Raw genomic sequence first — 17,937 nt, forward strand, 5'->3', positions numbered from 1 at the left:
GCCCGGTTTGGGGACTCGGCTGTTATCACTTATTTTTCCTACTTTTTGCATCAAGAAGCCGCTGCATCCGTTCTTCCCTTTCGGCGGCAGTCAATGGTCTTGCGTCTTTTGCCGGCTTTGGCCTTTGCCTTTTTGTGGGGGCAGGAGCATTATCAGTGCCCGTTTCAGCCGCTTGGTCTTCCTTGTTTTTGACCGGCTGGTGCGGACTTGATTTCGCGGCTTTCAACCGTTCAATTTTATTCTCATTCTTTGTTGCCGGCAGGCTGTGCTGCCGTTTGTGATTCGCAAAAACCAGCCCGAGCCTCTTCATCCCAAACCGCCTCAGGGCTATTTCAGTAAAAAACAGCAAAAACGCGGCCAGCAGCAGCCATTCGCTGATCGATTGTTTCGTATGTGCCTCTGTTTTTAGCGGCCTGAAAGCATCTTTTTCATTTGTCAGCACTTTTCCGCCGCCTATTTCAGTCAATTCCTTTAATAATTCTTTATTCGTGCCTTTTAACAAATATTCGTCAGCATACGGGACGGTAAAACCTGTCTGGTACATATGGGTATTGCCGTTTTTATCCGTCTGCTTGATACGGATGAAATACATTCCTGTCTCACTTGGCATCACAACCTCATATTTCCCGGGAGCAGTGAGCTTTGTATTTGCATCGACCGCTTCACCTTTCTCGGACACAAGCGACACTTCAACCGGCAGGCTGCTTTTTGCAGCTGATTCAAGGTGCACAACCGTGTTGCCGCCACTGCGGTTGACCGAGATTTCATAAGGTTCGCTATCGTATTTCGGGAGTGTCTTTGTCGTGATTTGGTTGATAAACTGGGGCCATTTCGGCCATGCCGCCCAGTCCCCGGACCATTTCCCGGAAAAATCCGAGGTAAACGCCACTGTGTACCCCATTCCATATTGCCACTCTGCCAACACCGGGTCCTTCTTCTCGCTTAATATCGGGACGTTGGCACGCGGCTTGGCTGTAGAAGCAATATACGCGTTCATTTTCGGCACACCATCTTTAAACAATGGGCTCCATTCAGGAAAAGGCTGGATGGACGGGTAAAACGGCTGATCTTCAATATATGTCCTCGTCGCCATTACCGTTTCCCTCGCGAGGATGCTTGGGATGACAGAGGAGTCGGTCACATCATAAAATCTTCCCCCGCCTTCCTCGGCAAGGTATTCGAGCAATCCCCGGTCCGCATCCGTCCCGATCGCCACTGAAGATAAAGTAATGTTTTTTTCCTTCCCTTCTTCAAGCAGTTCATCATATCCGGGGTTGTTGGATTGCCCGTCAGTCAGTAAAATGATATGCTTGCGCTGCAGCTCTAGATCCTCGAGTTCCTTGTAGGCCATTTCAAGCGAAGTATATATTTCTGTCCCGCCGCCCGGCATGACAGACCTGATTTTCTCCATCACTTTTTCTTTGTCCTTTAATGGCGCGGTTTTGACAATTTCCCATGGGCGGTCGTCAAATGCGATAAAGCCGAGTGTATCCTTATTCCGCAGTAATTCAACCGATCTTGCTGCAGCTTCCTTTGCAAGGGAAATCTTGCTGCCGCCCATGCTTCCCGAACGGTCCATCACGATGACAAGGCCGAGTGACGGCAATTCCTTTTTCCCTTTGATGTCCATATCGACCGGCAGCAATTTTTCAATCGGAGTCTTAAAATAACCCCCCAAACCAAAGCTCTCTTCGCCCCCAGCCATGACAAAGCCGGTGCCGAATTCCTTCACGGCTTTTTCGATTAAATTCATTTGGTTTTCGCCAATAACCGTAGCCGGAACGTTGTTGAAAATGATCGATTGGTAGGCCAGGAACCCCGCCATGGTTGTAGGCAGCTTTTCTGGCGGAAGAGTGTCAACCAGCAGTCCTGACTCCTGAACGAGCGGGGCAATTTCTCCTGCTTCATTTCCCTGCACTACGAGAATCCTCGGAGTTCCTTTCACAGTTGACACAGACTGGAGCGCATTATTCTCGATAAACCGGTCATTTTCGGCAACTAGCTCCCCTTTATACACTTGCAGGCCTGTTTCTTCTGCTTCATGATAAAAATTGTAGACATTCGTACCCTCTTTAACAGCTACTTCTTCAGCGAGGATTTCCTTGTCATTGACTGATATCCTCACCACGGCATCCTTCTCTGTAGAACTGTCAATCGTGACAGCAATCGGAGCTTTTTCTCCTTGATATAAAGCAGGGGGCACGGAAAGATCTGAAACGGCCATATCCTCATGGATCGGTGGAATCTCCATTTGTACAGTATCAAGCTCAATTCGCTGATTTTTCAAAATTTGCGCAGCCTCAGCGCCGGAACCGATTGTTTCGTTTCCATCCGTGAACAGCACAATTCTGCCGCTTGAATGAGACGGGATGAGCGAAGATGCAAATTGCAGGGCTGATTCCAAATCTGTCTCCCCGCCATCCGTCTTTCCGTTAAACTCGATGACATGTTTATTTGTTTTCCCTAGTGCCTGCTCCGTGACAGCGTTTTTCCCGAATGCAACAATTGCATAGGGATCAGCCTTTCCCTTGCCATCGATACTTTCTTCAATCCAATTAAGTACTTTTTCTTCAGTTCCTTTTACACTTGCAGACTGGTCAACGAGGAAAATCACTGCTTCACCTTTTACAGGCAGCAATATTTGCGGAACAGTCAATGCACAAATAAGCAGCAGGAACACGGACGCCCTTAATCCCGCCATGATTCCTTTTTCCAGGTTCATCCTCCCGCTGCGTGCGGCCCAGTGGCAAAATAAGAAGATAAGGAGCCCAGCCGGGATTGTCAATACAAGCAGATAAGGGTATTTAACCTCTAAACCCACGGCGGAACACCTCCCATTCGGCAGCAATCAGGATAAGTGCAATGCCCGCAAACAAAAACCAGAGGGAATCGTTCGGGGTTTTGTTTTCACCATTGTTTTTCACCTGTTGCTTGTTCAGTATGAACGACGGCGCTGTTACGGTCGTTTTTTCCCGCTCATCCAGCAACACCGAAAAATAAGAAATCGTTTCATCCGCTACAGCCTGGTATGTTCCTGGGTGAAACGGAGCTGTAAAACTCTCATTCTTTAAGTCTATCGAGTCTATATTTTCGTCCCCATCATTGTAAATCTCCCACTCCGGTGAATCGGAGCCGACATTCAGCCACTTTTTCTCACCAGGCGTAAAGTAACCTAAAAATCCTGTTTGCGAGCTGAGCCATTGATAGCTGTTATACAAAAAAATGGGGAACCCTGGCTGAAGAGGCCAGTCCGTGTCAGCGAGCGAAAAATTAAGGACAATCAGTGGCTTTCCGTTTCTGATGCCTTTTTGGATAAGGGGCATGTCACCGCTCTTTAACACCGTTTGCAGGCCGCCCTCCATTTCGTTGCTGGCTGCGGCGAAGTATATGCTACCTGGATGGACATATTCCAGCAACGGATCCTCAATGCCCTTCGGTGCCTCTTTAAGGCTTTGCTTTTCCTGACCGCTGTTAACAACAATAAGAGGCTTGTCCGGAAGTCCAGCCAGGGACGCAGCCTCGACAATTAAAATCCCGTTATCATCAATCCTGCCCTTTGAATCTGTTTGGATCAAATCCACTCCTATCGTTTCAAAGCCCTTTATCATGAACGGATTTTGTTCCCCAAGGGCGTAAACCTTCGGATTGGTGTCTGTGTAGATGGCGGTGACCTTATTGTCCACAGTATAACCATCATTCACTTTGATTGATGCTTCATAAAATGGTGATCCAGGCAGCTCCGGTATCGTCATGATGAACGGTTCCTTGTGGCTGATTTCCACATCCTGTTCGAAAAGTTTCCCTTCAGCCCCCCTGACAGAAAACAATGCTTTTTCCGCCTTATCGGATTGATTTTCAATTACGGCCACTCCCGAAATTTTACCTTCACCAGCAGCTACACCAAAGGAAGTGATCGACAGGTTTGCAAGGGTCCCTCCAAAATTATGTACTTCCACATACCGGTCCTCTCCAAGGTTTTTCAGGTGATCATCTGCTACTCCATCCGAAAAAATGTGGATTGAGGTGGAACCATCAGAGGAAAACGACTCCGCCAAATTCACGGCTTTCTCTATATTCTCATGTTCATATGTCAGCTTAAGGCTGTCTATCGCTTTACTGACTCTGCTTTTATCGGTTTCATGGTTTAATAGAACAATTGGTTTTTGGCCGGCTTCGATGATCGTGACCTCCTGGCCCTGCAGCTTACCAGCCAGCCTCGACATTTCTTCCTTTGCCTGTTCGAATCTGCTCGCCTTTCCTGCTGCCGCTGACATGGTAGCGGAAGGGTCGATGATAAAGACGATATGATCGCCCGTTAACCCATCCTCAAACCAAAATGGGCGGACAAGAGCGAACATCAGCAGCAGAAGCGCCGAAATTTGCAGCCAGAATATCAGGTTTTGCTGGAGCTTTTTCAGCCACGGCGAAGCCTGCCACTCGTTCAGCACTTCTTTCCAGAACATGTTGGATGAAACATGCCTCTCCTCGTACTGCTTGCGAAAAAAATAGAATAAAATGACGAGAGCGATAAACAAGCTTAATAAAAAATATAATGGATTCGTTAATTGCATTTGCTTATCACCTCAGTTCAATTCATTAACCCTTTGCCGGGCAAATCATGGAACAAAAAAGTTTGCAAGTCTTTATCTTCAGTTAGCAGCAAATAATGGCCTCCAAACCTCCGGCATAAAGCCTCTAGCTGTTTATTATGCTCCGCTATCCGCGCCCGGTATTCACGTGCGATTGCCTCATTCATGCTCACATTCACTACCGTGTCTGTTTCACTGTCAATCAGCCTTATATCACCGTTGTGCCCCGGCCGGAGTTCTTCTGTGCCAAGCACTTGGATGAACCATACTTCCTGCCGGAGCGACCTCAGCTTTTTAAAAAGGCCTTCGATTTGGGCGGCCGGCTCAAGTCCGTCGCTGATCAGGATGGCAAGCTGCTGCCGTTTGACCAATGCTTGCTGCGCCCGCTCCGAAAAGTTCCCGGTTTTATCCTGTTCAGCCATCTTCATGATGTCATGAAAAACCATCTTTCCATAAACAGAGCCTTTGCGCGTGACCGGAAGCATCGCTGTTGTGGACACGGGACAGAATGACAGCCGGTCCTCGCTGTTCAGGACAACAAAACAGAGGGAAGCCGCAAGTTGTTTTGCCAATTCCCATTTGCCGGTTATTGCCCTCATCGAAGACGTTGCATCAAGGTAAATCGCAATGGACACCTCCTGTTCGTCCAGGAACCGTTTAATATAATGCTTTTGTGTCCTTCCGAAAATATTCCAGTCAATTTGGCGGACATCATCCCCGGGCTGGTACAGCCTGAAATCCGAAAATTCCAAAGAGGAACCGTAGGAATTCGCCTGCCTTTGCCCTTTATGCATACCTCTTTTTCTGCTCTTCACAAGCAGCCGTTTTTTCTGGAGCCTTCTTAGCAGATGCGAAGCAGTCATCGGGCACTCCTGCTTCCCTGCTTGGTTGCCGTTTCGAGCACATCGCCGATAATCGAATCAGCGGTAATCCCTGCTGCTTCCCCTTCAAAGTTGAGCAGGAGGCGGTGGCGGAGGACGGGGAATGCCACATGTTTAAGGTCACCTGTTGAGGCATGGTATCTTCCGCTGCAAATTGCCCGGGCCTTTGCCATTGTAATCAGGCTTTGGAGACCGCGGGGGCCGCTGCCGTACTGGACAAACTGCTTCACCGTTCCCGGGGCGGATTCAGAATCCGGATGGGTGGCTGCGATCATTTCAACTGCCGTATTTAACACATCTTCTGACACGAGAATCTCCTTTGCAAGCTTTTGCAGGCCTGTTACCTGCGCACTGTCAGCGATCTTCTTTAAGCTCACAGTGCTCACGCCGGTCGTACGGAGCACGATTTCTTTTAATTCTTCTCTTGAAGGATAATGGACATTTATTTTACATATAAACCGGTCCATCTGCGCCTCTGGCAGCGGGTACGTCCCCTCCATATCAATCGGGTTCTGGGTTGCGAGGACGAAGAAAGGAGATTCCATTGTTTTTGTTTCGCCCATTACGGTGACCGTTTTTTCCCCCATCGCCTCCAGCAAGGCGCTTTGCGTTTTTGGTGTCGCCCGGTTGATTTCGTCAGCCAGAACAATGTTGGAAAAGAGTGGCCCTTTATGGAATACAAACTCCTGCCTCCCGTCCTCATTTGGCTGAAGGAGCATCGTTCCTGTAATATCGGACGGCATCAGGTCCGGCGTGAACTGAATGCGTGAAAAGCTTAAATCAAGGCATTCAGCAATGGTCCGCACCAGCATTGTTTTTCCAAGGCCCGGCAATCCTTCAAGAAGGACATGACCGCTGGAAAAAATGCTCCAAAGCACCTGGTCGACCACATCTTCCTGGCCGACAATGAAGGAGCTGATTTCCCGTTTTACATTTTCAATCAGTTCAGCCGCCTCTTTAAACTGCTGTTCTTTTTCTTTTATCGCTTCCATCTGGTCACTCCCTGTCCGGATCAATATTTGTAAAGTAGTTTTTAACCATTTCTTCCAGCTCGGCAGGCAGCTTATAGCGCTCAGTGCTCTGCCGGTACGACTGTTCGTACTCGCCGAAAACTTCACTGTATGGCCTGATAGTCCCTTTCAATACAGGGCCATTGCCTTCGGACTGCTCGGCTGCGCTCCCGTTTCCGAGCTTACCTGTATCGGTTTCGATATTTTTCTTGCCATCTGTATATTCTGGGATGGTGAGCAGCTCCCTCGAGCCCTGGCCGAGTCCGGCGCCTGAGCCTAACCCGGATCCTGAGCCGGCGCCACTTCCACTGCCTCCTGAACCATTGCCATTCCCATTGCCTGAACCGCTGCCGCTGCCGTTCTGGCCGCCAGGTTTGTTTCCTCCTGAGGAAGGATTGCTTCCCTGGCTGGATTGATTGCCATTTCCTGTTGATGACTGCATATTGCTTGGACCTTGATTGTTACTGCTTGAATTTGAAGATGAAAAAGCCAGCTGAGAAGGTGGCGTGCCATTGTCAGCCATTTGCTGCTGCATGGAAAGTCCGGTACTTTGAAGGGCAGCTTGCGCATCGGCAAGCTTTTTCAGCATTTCCGGAGACAGGAGCCCCTCCTCAATTGCTTTCATCATCGCAGCCAGTTCCTCCTCGGACATTTGCTTTTCGTGTTTTGTAAAATCGCTTAAAGCCGCTTTTTGCTCCTTGGGCAGGCTGTTCCACTTTTTGTTCAATTCAGCAAGCTCTTTTTCAATCTTTTTTAAGTCCTTCTGGGCCAGGAAGCTCGCGAGCTCGCTTAAACCTGCAGCTTTTAGGGAAGATTCCCACTTAGTAAGCGCCTCTTGTTTTTCCCGCTCCTTCAAGGTTTTCAGTTCAAGCTGCTTTTTTTGCTTGGCAAGCTCCTTCAAAGCTTCTTCAGCAGATTCCGCCTTGCTGATTTTTTCCTCCGCTTCCTTCAACGCTTTTTTTACAGCCGGATCCTTTTGTTCCTTTGCTTTCTTGTCCAGCTGCTTTTCCACATTTTTCACCAGCTTGATTTCCTCTTCCCTTTGTTTTGCGAGTTCGATTTTGTCACTTGGGATGAAATACAACGCAATAGCCACAGCGCCAAGCAATGCACCGGCCGTCAGCAGGTGAGGAATAATCAGCTGTTTTTTCCTTTTCATTACAGGCTGTTGCTGTTTTACCATATGCTGGATGGCATCCTGGAGCTGCATTTTCGCAAGCACACCGGCATGCTCCAAAAAGGTTAAGCCTGTTATAACCCGGTCATCGGGAACAAACTCGTTATATACCAGTGCCGCATCCCGCCATCCCGGGCGGCCCTGCCACACTCGGACGATGTGAACCACAACTAAAATTACAAGTCCAGTGAAAATATACCGGCTAAAAAATGGAATCACCATGAAACGGGCAGCCAACATCAACAGCACAGACCAGACAGCCGCATAGCAAAACAGAAGCTGGGCTTCCTTAATGATGGAGCCGATCAGGAGCTGCCTTCGAACCGGCTTTAACAGCCTGAAAAACCGTTTGTTGTCATCCACTGGATTTCACCGTTACCCTTTCATGTTCGGCCGCAGCTTTTTGATGCTGAACAAGACCGCGGCGATGAATATGACCGTATTGCAAATGATGAATGCTGCCCATAGCGGAAACTCAATCCCTGTCGTTTTCGTAAAATGTGCCATAAAATCCGGAACAAAAAAGCTGTACAATACTACCGGCGGATTGAACATGGCAACAAAATAAGGAGCCGGATTGACAACAGGAGAGCCGTTGAACCCCTGGTTGAGCGACATAAGGATGATCGTCAAGAACGCGGTTCCCCCGGCAAGGAACATAGTCACGCCGTATGTCGTGACGATTGATACAATTGTTTTTCTGAGCAATGTCGAAAACAGCACGCCCAGGCTCCCATAAACAAGAATGGTGAACACATACAACCCAAGCATCGTGAGCACCTGCCCCGGCGAGATGCCCCCATATAAAAACACTATGCTGTATAAAGGCAGGCTTGCGACAATCAACAACAGCAAAAACGAGACCGAGGAAACGAGCTTGCTTAAAATAATGCTTGTCGAGCTTTCCGTAGTCGTCAACAAGATATTCAATGTCTGGCGTTCTCTTTCACTGCTAATTACCCCTGCCGTCAATCCGGGAGTGATAAACAACACTAAAGCTAGCTGCAGGAAGGACAGCATCATGAACATTTCGCGGCTTTGGCTCGGCCTGACATACCCCTGGTTATTTGACATGGACTGCATGAAGATAAACCCGACAATGATAATCCCGAGCGTAATCAGGTAAAACAAGATCCCGAGAAAGCTTTTAACCGTCCGGAACCGAAGCTTAAACTCCTTGTTCAGGACTGGATTGACCATAAGATTCCTCATGAATGCCCAACCTCCTTCGTGATTTCCATGAACACATCCTCAAGGTCCGTCTCCACTTCGGCAAAACTGATAACAGGAAGTTCATTCAATATTGTCTTTTTCAGTAAAATCCTCTGATCCTCGGCAGAGCCTCTGTAAATAAACTCCAAAGAAGCATTGTCTTCCCGAACCTTTAGTTGGGCCACATTCACGTCATCTTCAAAGAAGGCTATCCCTTTTTCGATATCGTGCTGAAACCTGACAACAATCAGTTTTTCTCCTCTGAGCCGTTCTTGGATTTCAGCCACCGATCCTTCTGCAACCAGCTTTCCTCCGTCAATAATCCCTATAGTGTCACACATTTCGGCAAGCTCGGGGAGGATATGGGAAGATATCAATATCGTTTTACCCATCGTTTTCAGTTCCTTTAAAATTTCCCTCATTTCTACTCGCGCCCTCGGATCCAATCCTGAGGCCGGCTCATCGAGGATCAATACTTCCGGATCATGGATCAGTGACCTGGCAAGGCAAAGGCGCTGCTTCATGCCCCTTGACAGGACATCAACATATGAATCATGTTTATGCAACAAATTGACAAGCTCGAGCAGCTGCGGAATCAGCTTCTGCCTCTCTCCAACTGAAAGGCCATAGCTGGCACCATAAAAATCCAAATATTCTTCCGCCTTTAACTGGTCATAGACACCGAAAAAATCCGGCATATAGCCAATCTGCCTTCTTACGATTTTTGGCTCTTCGATGACACTGAAGCCATTTATATACGCGGTACCCGAAGTAGGTGCCAGCAAAGTGGCCAATATTGAGAAAGTCGTTGATTTACCAGCCCCGTTCTGCCCGACAAAACCAAAGACAGACCCTTTTTCAATTTGCAGATTCAATGAATCCAGTGCCGTAAACTTGCCATATCGTTTTGTCAGCTCATTGATTTCAATCATTTTGCCACCTCCCCTTTCATTTTGATGGTTGGCAGGCTTACATAAGGGTCGCCGTTCGACTGCTTAGTGAGCTTTAGAACAAGCTGTCCGTCTTTCGAAATATATTCCTGGGCGCTTTCCTGTTCCGCCAATACCAATCGATTGTCTTCTATCAGCGTGTATTGGCCGGTCTGTTGGTTCAGCACTTCATATTTCACAAACTGCCCGTTGAGGCGAATACTGAGTTCCTCAAGCTTGACCGCTTTGTTTTTGACCTGGTCCGGCAAACCCAAAACATACTCATACTCCCCGTCTTCAAGAAAGATTGCATTTTTTTCATGGATGCCCATTTGCTCGTGGATGCGGCCCTTTATGACGTTGACCTTACTTGCAAGTGAATCGTTAGTCAGTGTGAAGGGACCGGTGATTTCACCTTTGGCAACGAACGGTTCCAAAATAAGGTTGTAATTGTTTTCCTTTTCCTGTTTTCCTTCGATCTTGACAGAGATGACCGCATCTTTCGTCATGCCTGCAATGATTGGCTTGTTATCAGACTGCGTATTGCCAAAAACAAACACTCCTGCGGCATTTTCCAGCCGTTCCTTTTTCATTGCTTCAAAATCCGGCTGCTGGTTCGGCATCATCGGCGGGTTTCCGCCCATAAATGCTGGGCCGGTCAACAAGCTTTGTTTTAATGACTGGTTAACCTTTATCATTTCTCCCTTTTTGACCGGGCCAATTTTGATTTTTTCAGATCCCGACCAGATGAAAACTTCGTCAAAATCATACGGATGACTATTTTCAACCGTGCCTGTGAGCAGGTTGTCTTTAACAGTCAGGTCGGCATTCAAGCTGCCGGACTGTGTTTTGCCAGCTTTTCCGTAAAGGGTCCGGGAAGACCAATATTCCACAGCCTTGAAGAACACATCAGTCTCTTTGCGGCTTTCCTGAAACACAGCGTCCGCCAGGTAAGACATTCCCGACATGTTTTGCGTGCTCGCGACCGGATGAAAATTTTCCTTCGGAATGGAAAGCTTGTACGTCCCGCTTGTATTTGAAAGGAAAGTGGCTGCCTGATAGCCGCTCAGAACACCATTTTCCGCTTTAAATACGCCCATCTGGTTAAGCTGCGGCTGCGAAATCCGGTCTTTTGCACCGATTGCAAACACAGCCGCCGACACCCCGAGCGCAATAACAGGGACGATCCACCACGAATGCTCCCTGTTGTCGAATTTTCTTAAAATAAGATATAGAACAGGAACAATTAAGATGATATAGCCAAGCAGCAACCCGATCAGCTGTCCCATTGAAAAATTTGATGTCGGAAAATACTCATTGGACTCAGCGAACTCGTAATAGAGCGGGTCGTACAAATCAGTTCCATATTTCCCATTGAGAGTATTTGTGCTGGAACCGGATTTTATCAAATCACTGAACCAGTCAGCGTATCCCTTCCAGGAAGCCAGCGGCTGGTCCCCGAGGGAAAAAGCGCTCTGGATGATCGTGCCGGTGCCTAAATTCTTTTTAATAACGGCTGGTTTTGCACTGCTTTCAAACAAAATGGAGGCATCCTTTTCTACTGAGCCCGTGAAGACATTCAACTCATGAAAGCCTGGTTTGGCATGTTGATTGCCTGACAGAAAGTCGGAACTGACCGTTCCTTCACTGTCCGGCTTCATTGGCAGCAGGGAGTATAGTAAGCCGTACGAACCTTTTGCATCCGGGGCTCCCCCGGCGATCAGGACGCCTCCGCCATAAACCCAATCCTGAATGGCCTGCTGCTGTTTTTCTTCAAGCTCTGAAACGGCAAATTCGTCGATAACTAAATAATCAATCATTTCAAGGCCCATTGCCTCGTTAGGAATTTCTTCTTTATTCAACTGGAGTGTCTGGGTTGGCATAGCGGCAGGCAGAACTTTCAATTCCTTTAACCGGTCAAAGTTCTCGGTCAATACGCCCATTACTTGCTCACCCGGATCTATGTATCTCGGTTTTATCGTTTTCTCACCTTTAAAATCCAGTTCCTTCCCGTCCTGCCAATCCCCTTCATACAGATGGATCGCAGGCAGGTTCTGCTGCTGGTATTGATGCTCATCGGTCATTCCTTGCAGTGAAATTTCATAGGTTTTTGAACTGTTCCCTGCAACATCAACAGGTATGGACACAGACCCCCCGGTGTTATATGACGGAAAAAAATCGATCAGCAAATCCCCTCTCAGGTCCTTTCCCGTGTTCTCAATCGTTACAGTCAATGGAAAGCCCCTGCCTCGCTTTACTTTTCCATCGAAGCCTTCATCCACGGTCACTTTTAGGCCTGTTGGCGCTGCTGCCACGGGCTGGCCCACAAAAGCCGCCAATAACAGCAGGCAAATGAACGCGGAAAATGCTTTTATTTGTCTCGTCAAACATAACTCCCCCTTTTTTATCTCTTTACTATACTTTATTACTGGCATGCTCAGTCAAAACAGACCTTCCATAATATAGACGAAAGAAAACCAGTTTCCCCTACAGAAATGGAATAATTTTTATAAAAAAAGAGACTTGCCTCAGGATGAGACAGTCTCCAATGGACTCAAATCGATTTTTCAATAGTAGTTAACAACTTTTCTATTCTTCATGTTCTATGAGATCGGCAAACAACCCGTAAACATATTTCTCGGCATCAAATTGCTGGAGGTCGTCCATTTTCTCGCCGAGGCCAACGAATTTGACTGGAATGTCAAGTTCGTTGCGGATCGCCAGCACAATTCCGCCTTTTGCTGTGCCATCCAGCTTAGTCAGTACTATCCCGCTCACATTGGTTGCTTCTTTAAAAGTTTTGGCCTGGACGAGGGCGTTCTGTCCGGTAGTGGCATCCAGCACGAGCAGAACTTCATGCGGCGCGTCCGGAACCTCGCGCTCGATCACACGCTTCACCTTTTCAAGTTCCTTCATCAGGTTAACTTTATTTTGCAGGCGCCCGGCTGTATCGCAAAGAAGAATATCAGCTTTGCGGGATTTAGCCGCCTGGACGGCGTCAAACATCACGGCCGCAGGATCAGAGCCTGCCGCCTGTTTGATGACCTCAACTCCGACCCTGTCTCCCCATACCTCCAACTGCTCGATTGCCCCGGCGCGGAAAGTGTCACCCGCAGCCATCAATACCGTCTTGCCCTCGCTTTTGAACTGATGGGCGAGCTTCCCGATCGTCGTGGTTTTCCCAACCCCGTTCACACCGACGAATAGAATCACCGTCAACGCGTTATCCTGGACATTCAGGTCAAAGGAATCTGAGTCCCCGCCTTTGTATATGTCAACGAGCTTTTCGGAGATCACAGCCTGGACATCGCGCGGATCCTGGATATTGCGCCGCTTGACCTCCATTTTTAATTCATCGATAAGTTCCATCACAGTTTCAAATCCGACGTCCGCCTGAATCAGGATTTCCTCAAGCTCTTCAAAGAAATCTTCATCCACCTTGCGGTACCGGGCAACGAGGTCATTCACCCGCCCGGAAAAATTGTCGCGTGTTTTTGACAGGCCGTCCTTGAATTTTTCAGTGACGCTTTCTGTCTGTTTGGTAATCGATTCTTTCAGCTTTTTAAAAAAACTCACGCTCTCACTGCCTTTCTTTTTGTCTGGCTCAAGCGCCTAGGAGCTCTGGTCATAAGCCCAATCCGTCATGTAGGCAAAAGAGCAGCCTTCTCGCCGGCTAGTCTTATGCCTGTGCTCCTGGGGAAGGCACTTCCGCTTTTCTAAATTCTGACCAGCTCTTTCGATTCTTCAAGCCGCACAGAGACAAGCTTTGACACACCTGATTCCTGCATGGTGACGCCGTATAGGACATCCGCTTCCTCCATTGTGCCTTTCCGGTGGGTGATCACGATAAACTGTGTACCTTCGCTGTACCGTTTCAGGTACTGGCTAAAACGGTGGACATTTGCTTCATCAAGGGCTGCTTCCACTTCATCAAGAATACAGAACGGGACAGGCCTGACCTTCAGGATCGAGAATAGCAGCGCAATCGCTGTCAGTGAACGCTCTCCCCCGGACAGCAGGCCGAGGTTCTGAAGCTTTTTGCCCGGAGGCTGTGCGACCAGTTCTACCCCAGTGTTCAGCAAATCGTCCGGTTCTGTCAGCCGCAGGTCTGCCCTGCCGCCGCCGAAAAGCGCCTGGAATACAGGCTCAAAATGGGTGCGGATCGCCTCGAATGTATGCTCAAACCGTTTCTTCATTTCAAAATCCATTTCACCTATGACCTGGAAAAGGGTATCCTTGGCGTCCTGCAGGTCCGACCGCTGTTCATGAAGAAACTCATACCGTTCGGAAACACGGTCATATTCCTCAATGGCACCAAGATTGACTGTGCCAAGCTCATCAATCGCAAGCTTTATGAGCTTTACTTTTCGCCGCGCTTCATCCGCAGGGATTTCGAGCGGATATTGTTCTTTTGCGGCTTCAAATGTCAACAAGTATTCTTCACGAAGGTGTGAAAGCCGGTTGTCGAGCTCCACATCAAGCCGGCCGAGCTTTACTTCTTCGTCTTTAAGGACTTCATTCAGCCCTTTAGACGTGCGTTTGAGTTCTTTTGCCTCCAGCTCGGCATCTTCAAGGCCGTTTTGCATTTTTAATCTTTCATCTCTTCTTGAAGCGATCAGTTCCAATGTCTCATTTTTATCGCGGAGCTTTTGCCTTGCCGCCTCTTCAAGCTGTGCTTCCCCTGAAGAACTGTCCGTCATCTCTGAAGAAAGCAGGGACAGATCCTCCTTTAGGACCCTCAATTTCTCTGTTTGTTCCGCCAATTCCGCCACAGTGCTGTCAAGCTTTTCAATAGCATGGTTTAATTGCTCTCTTTTTGCCGCAAGCGTTATTTTCAGCTGATTGATTTCGCCATTGAGCGTTTCTTTTGAAGTGACATTGCTGTTTTTCTGTTCTGTTAAGCTGGAAATCTCATTATCAAGGCCGGCGAGCTCTGTTTTGTAGTGCTCAAGCCTTGCCGCGAGTTCCTGTTTCCTTGCTGCCAACTGGTCTTTTTCCTGCCCGAATTGCAGCATTTCTGAATCATAGACAGCGAGCCGTTCGTTGATGTTTTTTTCTTCTATTTCCACTTCCCGGAGCCGGCCCTTCAAGGACTGCTCGTCCAGGCGGAGCTCCTCTCCCTTTTTGCGCAGGTCTTCCAGGTTTCTTTCTCCAGTTTGGATATCCGCTTTGAGAGCCTTGACCTGGTTTTCCAGCTGGGCAGTTTTTGACTCCATGCTTGCAAGCCTGGCTTTCAGTTCCTCCAGGTCGCCTTTACGGCTCAGCAGTGATGAAGACTTCTGCTTAACAGCACCACCGGTCATCGACCCGCCAGGATTGACGACATCCCCGTCAAGGGTCACAATTCTGCTTCTGTATTGAACCGTTCGGGCAATTTCGTTGGCACCCTTTAAATCCTTTGCGACAATGACATTTCCAAGTAGATTATCAATAATTCCCTGGTATTTTTCATTGAATTGCACTAGTCCTGCTGCTGTCCCAATATAAGCCGGGTGCCCTGCGGCAGCCTGTAGCATCGACGCAGACACAGATTTACCTTTTATGATGCTGAGGGGCAAAAATGTTGCCCTTCCGTACGAGTGCTGCTTCAAAAACTGAATGGCCTTTCTTGCGCTTTCTTCCGTATCGACGACAATATGCTGCATTGCTCCGCCCAGTGCCGTTTCAATTGCTGTTTCATACTGCTTCGGCACCTGGATTAATTCAGCCACTGCCCCTTCAATTCCTGACAGCCTGTTATTGCGCGCTTTTAAAATTTCCTTGACTCCCTGAAAAAAGCCAGAATAGTCTTCTTCCATTTCTTCCAGCATTTCTTTTTTCGATCTTGCCTGCTGAAGGAACTGGTAAGCCTGGTAAAGGTCCTTTTCCTGTTTCTGATAGTTGTGTTTGAGTGATTCAAGTTTTTTTTGTTCCTCATAAAACCGGTGGACCTGTTTCTTGAGCATTTCTGTCGCTGCCGATAGCTGCTGTTCGGTATCCGCCTTTTTTTGGGCGATTTCCGAGCGTACTTTTATATATCTGTCGTTTTCACCATCCAAGCGTGAGCTTCTGGCCGTTTGCTGCTCCAGCTGCTGCTCTATATAATTCACTTCATTTTTGGCGCTCGCCTGCTTGTTAAGGATTTCGATATAGTCACTTTTCAATGAATCAATTTTTAATTCTATATCCTGGCTGAACAGCTTCAACTGGCCCTGTTTTTGGAGAAGGGCAGCTTCAAGCTCTGCTGCAGAACTGCGAAGTGACGCAACAGCAGTGTCGCTTTCAGCCTTTTGTACCTCAAGAGCTTCGATCCGGCTGGTGATGCCGGTGATATTTTTCTCAAGCTGTTCCTTATTTTGGCCGGCATTTTTCTTCCGTTCTTTTAAAACTTCTTTTCGGCCCTCAAGCTTTTCCAGTTCCTCAGTGGCATGAAGAAGAACCGTTTGCAGGTCGCTCACCGATTCATCGATGGCGGCAATCTGGTCACGCTTCTGTTCAATTTCCGCTTCCTTTTTTTGAAGGACAGCAGCGAGCTTCAGTTCGTCTTGTTTATGAAGCTCCAGCTGGGCTGAGAGATGCTCCCACCGGCCGTGGAGCTCTTCAATTTCATAGGCAGTCAGGGCTACTTCTATTTTTTCAAGCTCATCTTTTTTTTCGAGAAAATCTTTGGCGATCGAAGCCTGAATTTTTAAAGGCTCCACCTGCCCTTCGAGCTCATGGAGAATGTCCGCGACGCGATTAAGGTTTTCCTGCGTCTCGAACAGCTTTGCTTCAGCTTTTTTCTTTCTTGTTTTATATTTCAGCACTCCAGCCGCTTCTTCGAAGATCGTCCTTCTGTCTTCAGGTTTGCTGTTCAGTATTTCTTCGACCTTCCCCTGGCTGATGATCGAAAAAGCTTCACGGCCCAGGCCTGAATCCATAAACAATTCGACAATATCTTTCAGCCTGCATGGCTGCTTATTGATTAAAAACTCGCTTTCACCCGAGCGGTATACCCTTCTTGTCACACTGACTTCATTGTATTCGATTGGCAGGGATTGTCCTTCATTATCCAGTGTCAGAGTGACTTCGGCGAAATTCAGCGGTTTCCTCGTATCACTGCCGGCAAAAATGATATCCTCCATTTTTGAGCCGCGCAGGGATTTAGCGGATTGCTCGCCCAGAACCCAGCGGATTGCGTCGGTTATATTGCTCTTCCCGCTGCCATTCGGCCCGACGACCGCTGTCACACCCGGGACGAATTCAACGCCAATCCGTTCGGCAAATGATTTAAAGCCGACTACATCTAAACGTTTTAGAAACACTTCCCGCTCTCCCTTTCCAGTTATTATGATTCCTTGCTGTCATTTTGCTTTGAGATAGCTTCCATGTGTGTTCTGAGTTTTTCCAGCGCCATCTGGGCGGCATGCTGTTCAGCCTCTTTCTTGGAACGGCCCGATCCCGTTCCCAGCACTTCGCCGTTCAGGGACACGCGTGATTCGAATTCACGGTTGTGGGCCGGTCCCTTCTCTTTTAAAATTTTATATTCGAGAATGCCTGCCGCGTCCCTTTGGACAAGCTCCTGCAGCTGGCTTTTAAAATCCATCACATGAGAAAAAGCACCGGCATTGATTTTTGGAAACACGACTTTTTCAAGAAATGAAGTGACAGTTTCGATTCCCTTGTCCAAATATAAAGCCCCGATAAAAGCTTCAAACACGTCCGCCAGCAGTGCCGGCCGCGCACGGCCCCCGGTCATTTCTTCCCCTTTGCCGAGAAGGACCAGCCCCCCAAAAGAAAGCTCGTTTGCAAAGGAAACAAGGGACGGTTCACAAACTACAGCTGCCCTGAGCTTAGTCAATTCTCCTTCGCTCATCATCGGGTATTTTTTAAATAAAAATTGTGACACTGTCAGCTCCAACACGGCGTCTCCAAGAAATTCAAGCCTTTCGTTGTCTTCATAAGGCTTCCTGCGATGCTCATTCACATAGGATGAATGGGTGAATGCCTGTTTTAACAGCTTTTCGTTCTCAAACTGGATTCCGATTCTTTCCTGGAATTCACTGAATTTAGTATCTTTTGCGCGGATGATTCGTTTTTCCTTGTCTTTTCCGTTGTTGCGCATGAATGACTCCACCTTGATCAAAATTTACAAACCGACAACTAACTACAGAAGAAGCC

Annotated in this window: 11 protein-coding genes; all 11 read right to left on the minus strand. The window is 48.0% G+C overall.

Annotated elements, in window-relative coordinates:
* Positions 1-25: 25 nt before the first annotated feature.
* The 11 genes from CVD19_RS07370 to rnc all read right to left on the minus strand — a co-directional run bounded on the left by CVD19_RS07370 (position 26) and on the right by rnc (position 17,881).
* Positions 26-2,821: a VWA domain-containing protein gene (locus CVD19_RS07370; protein ID WP_101581210.1), complete on the minus strand. Its 2,796-nt coding sequence runs from the start codon at positions 2,819-2,821 to the stop codon at positions 26-28.
* Positions 2,805-4,571: a vWA domain-containing protein gene (locus tag CVD19_RS07375; protein ID WP_101581211.1), complete on the minus strand. Its 1,767-nt coding sequence runs from the start codon at positions 4,569-4,571 to the stop codon at positions 2,805-2,807. Before CVD19_RS07375 ends, CVD19_RS07370 begins: the two co-directional genes overlap by 17 nt.
* 17 nt (positions 4,572-4,588) lie before the next feature.
* Positions 4,589-5,452: a DUF58 domain-containing protein gene (locus tag CVD19_RS07380; protein WP_101581212.1), complete on the minus strand. Its 864-nt coding sequence runs from the start codon at positions 5,450-5,452 to the stop codon at positions 4,589-4,591.
* On the minus strand, positions 5,449-6,462 hold the full coding sequence (locus CVD19_RS07385; RefSeq protein ID WP_101581213.1) for an AAA family ATPase: 1,014 nt from the start codon (positions 6,460-6,462) through the stop codon (positions 5,449-5,451). The genes CVD19_RS07380 and CVD19_RS07385 overlap by 4 nt, the downstream gene beginning before the upstream one ends.
* Positions 6,463-6,466: 4 nt before the next feature.
* Positions 6,467-8,020, minus strand: coding sequence for a hypothetical protein (locus CVD19_RS07390; protein ID WP_101581214.1), 1,554 nt, complete (start codon positions 8,018-8,020; stop codon positions 6,467-6,469).
* 12 nt (positions 8,021-8,032) lie between these two features.
* Complete coding sequence (locus CVD19_RS07395) at positions 8,033-8,869, minus strand: ABC transporter permease (RefSeq protein ID WP_101581215.1); 837 nt, start codon at positions 8,867-8,869, stop codon at positions 8,033-8,035.
* Positions 8,866-9,801, minus strand: coding sequence for an ABC transporter ATP-binding protein (locus CVD19_RS07400; protein ID WP_101581216.1), 936 nt, complete (start codon positions 9,799-9,801; stop codon positions 8,866-8,868). The genes CVD19_RS07395 and CVD19_RS07400 overlap by 4 nt, the downstream gene beginning before the upstream one ends.
* Positions 9,798-12,185 carry a hypothetical protein gene (locus CVD19_RS07405; protein ID WP_101581217.1) on the minus strand — a complete coding sequence of 796 codons (2,388 nt, stop codon included), beginning with the start codon at positions 12,183-12,185 and terminating at the stop codon, positions 9,798-9,800. Before CVD19_RS07405 ends, CVD19_RS07400 begins: the two co-directional genes overlap by 4 nt.
* A gap of 202 nt (positions 12,186-12,387) precedes the next feature.
* Positions 12,388-13,374, minus strand: a complete 987-nt coding sequence (gene ftsY / locus CVD19_RS07410) for a signal recognition particle-docking protein FtsY (protein WP_101581218.1) — start codon at positions 13,372-13,374, stop codon at positions 12,388-12,390.
* A gap of 140 nt (positions 13,375-13,514) precedes the next feature.
* Positions 13,515-17,081, minus strand: a complete 3,567-nt coding sequence (smc, locus tag CVD19_RS07415) for a chromosome segregation protein SMC (RefSeq protein ID WP_101581219.1) — start codon at positions 17,079-17,081, stop codon at positions 13,515-13,517.
* A 23-nt stretch (positions 17,082-17,104) separates the two neighbouring features.
* A complete protein-coding gene (rnc, locus tag CVD19_RS07420) occupies positions 17,105-17,881 on the minus strand; it encodes a ribonuclease III (RefSeq protein WP_101581220.1) in 777 nt (258 codons plus the stop codon).
* Positions 17,882-17,937 lie beyond the last annotated feature (56 nt).

The sequence above is a fragment of the Bacillus sp. T33-2 genome (assembly GCF_002860205.1).
Classification (GTDB): domain Bacteria; phylum Bacillota; class Bacilli; order Bacillales; family Cytobacillaceae; genus T33-2.

Excerpts from the sequence above, each read along its gene's own strand:
- CVD19_RS07385 (WP_101581213.1), bottom strand. The coding sequence starts at position 6,462 with ATGGAAGCGATAAAAGAAAAAGAACAGCAGTTTAAAGAGGCGGCTGAA.
- CVD19_RS07395 (WP_101581215.1), bottom strand. The coding sequence starts at position 8,869 with ATGAGGAATCTTATGGTCAATCCAGTCCTGAACAAGGAGTTTAAGCTT.
- CVD19_RS07380 (WP_101581212.1), bottom strand. The coding sequence starts at position 5,452 with ATGACTGCTTCGCATCTGCTAAGAAGGCTCCAGAAAAAACGGCTGCTT.
- CVD19_RS07375 (WP_101581211.1), bottom strand. The coding sequence starts at position 4,571 with ATGCAATTAACGAATCCATTATATTTTTTATTAAGCTTGTTTATCGCT.
- rnc (WP_101581220.1), bottom strand. The coding sequence starts at position 17,881 with ATGCGCAACAACGGAAAAGACAAGGAAAAACGAATCATCCGCGCAAAA.
- CVD19_RS07400 (WP_101581216.1), bottom strand. The coding sequence starts at position 9,801 with ATGATTGAAATCAATGAGCTGACAAAACGATATGGCAAGTTTACGGCA.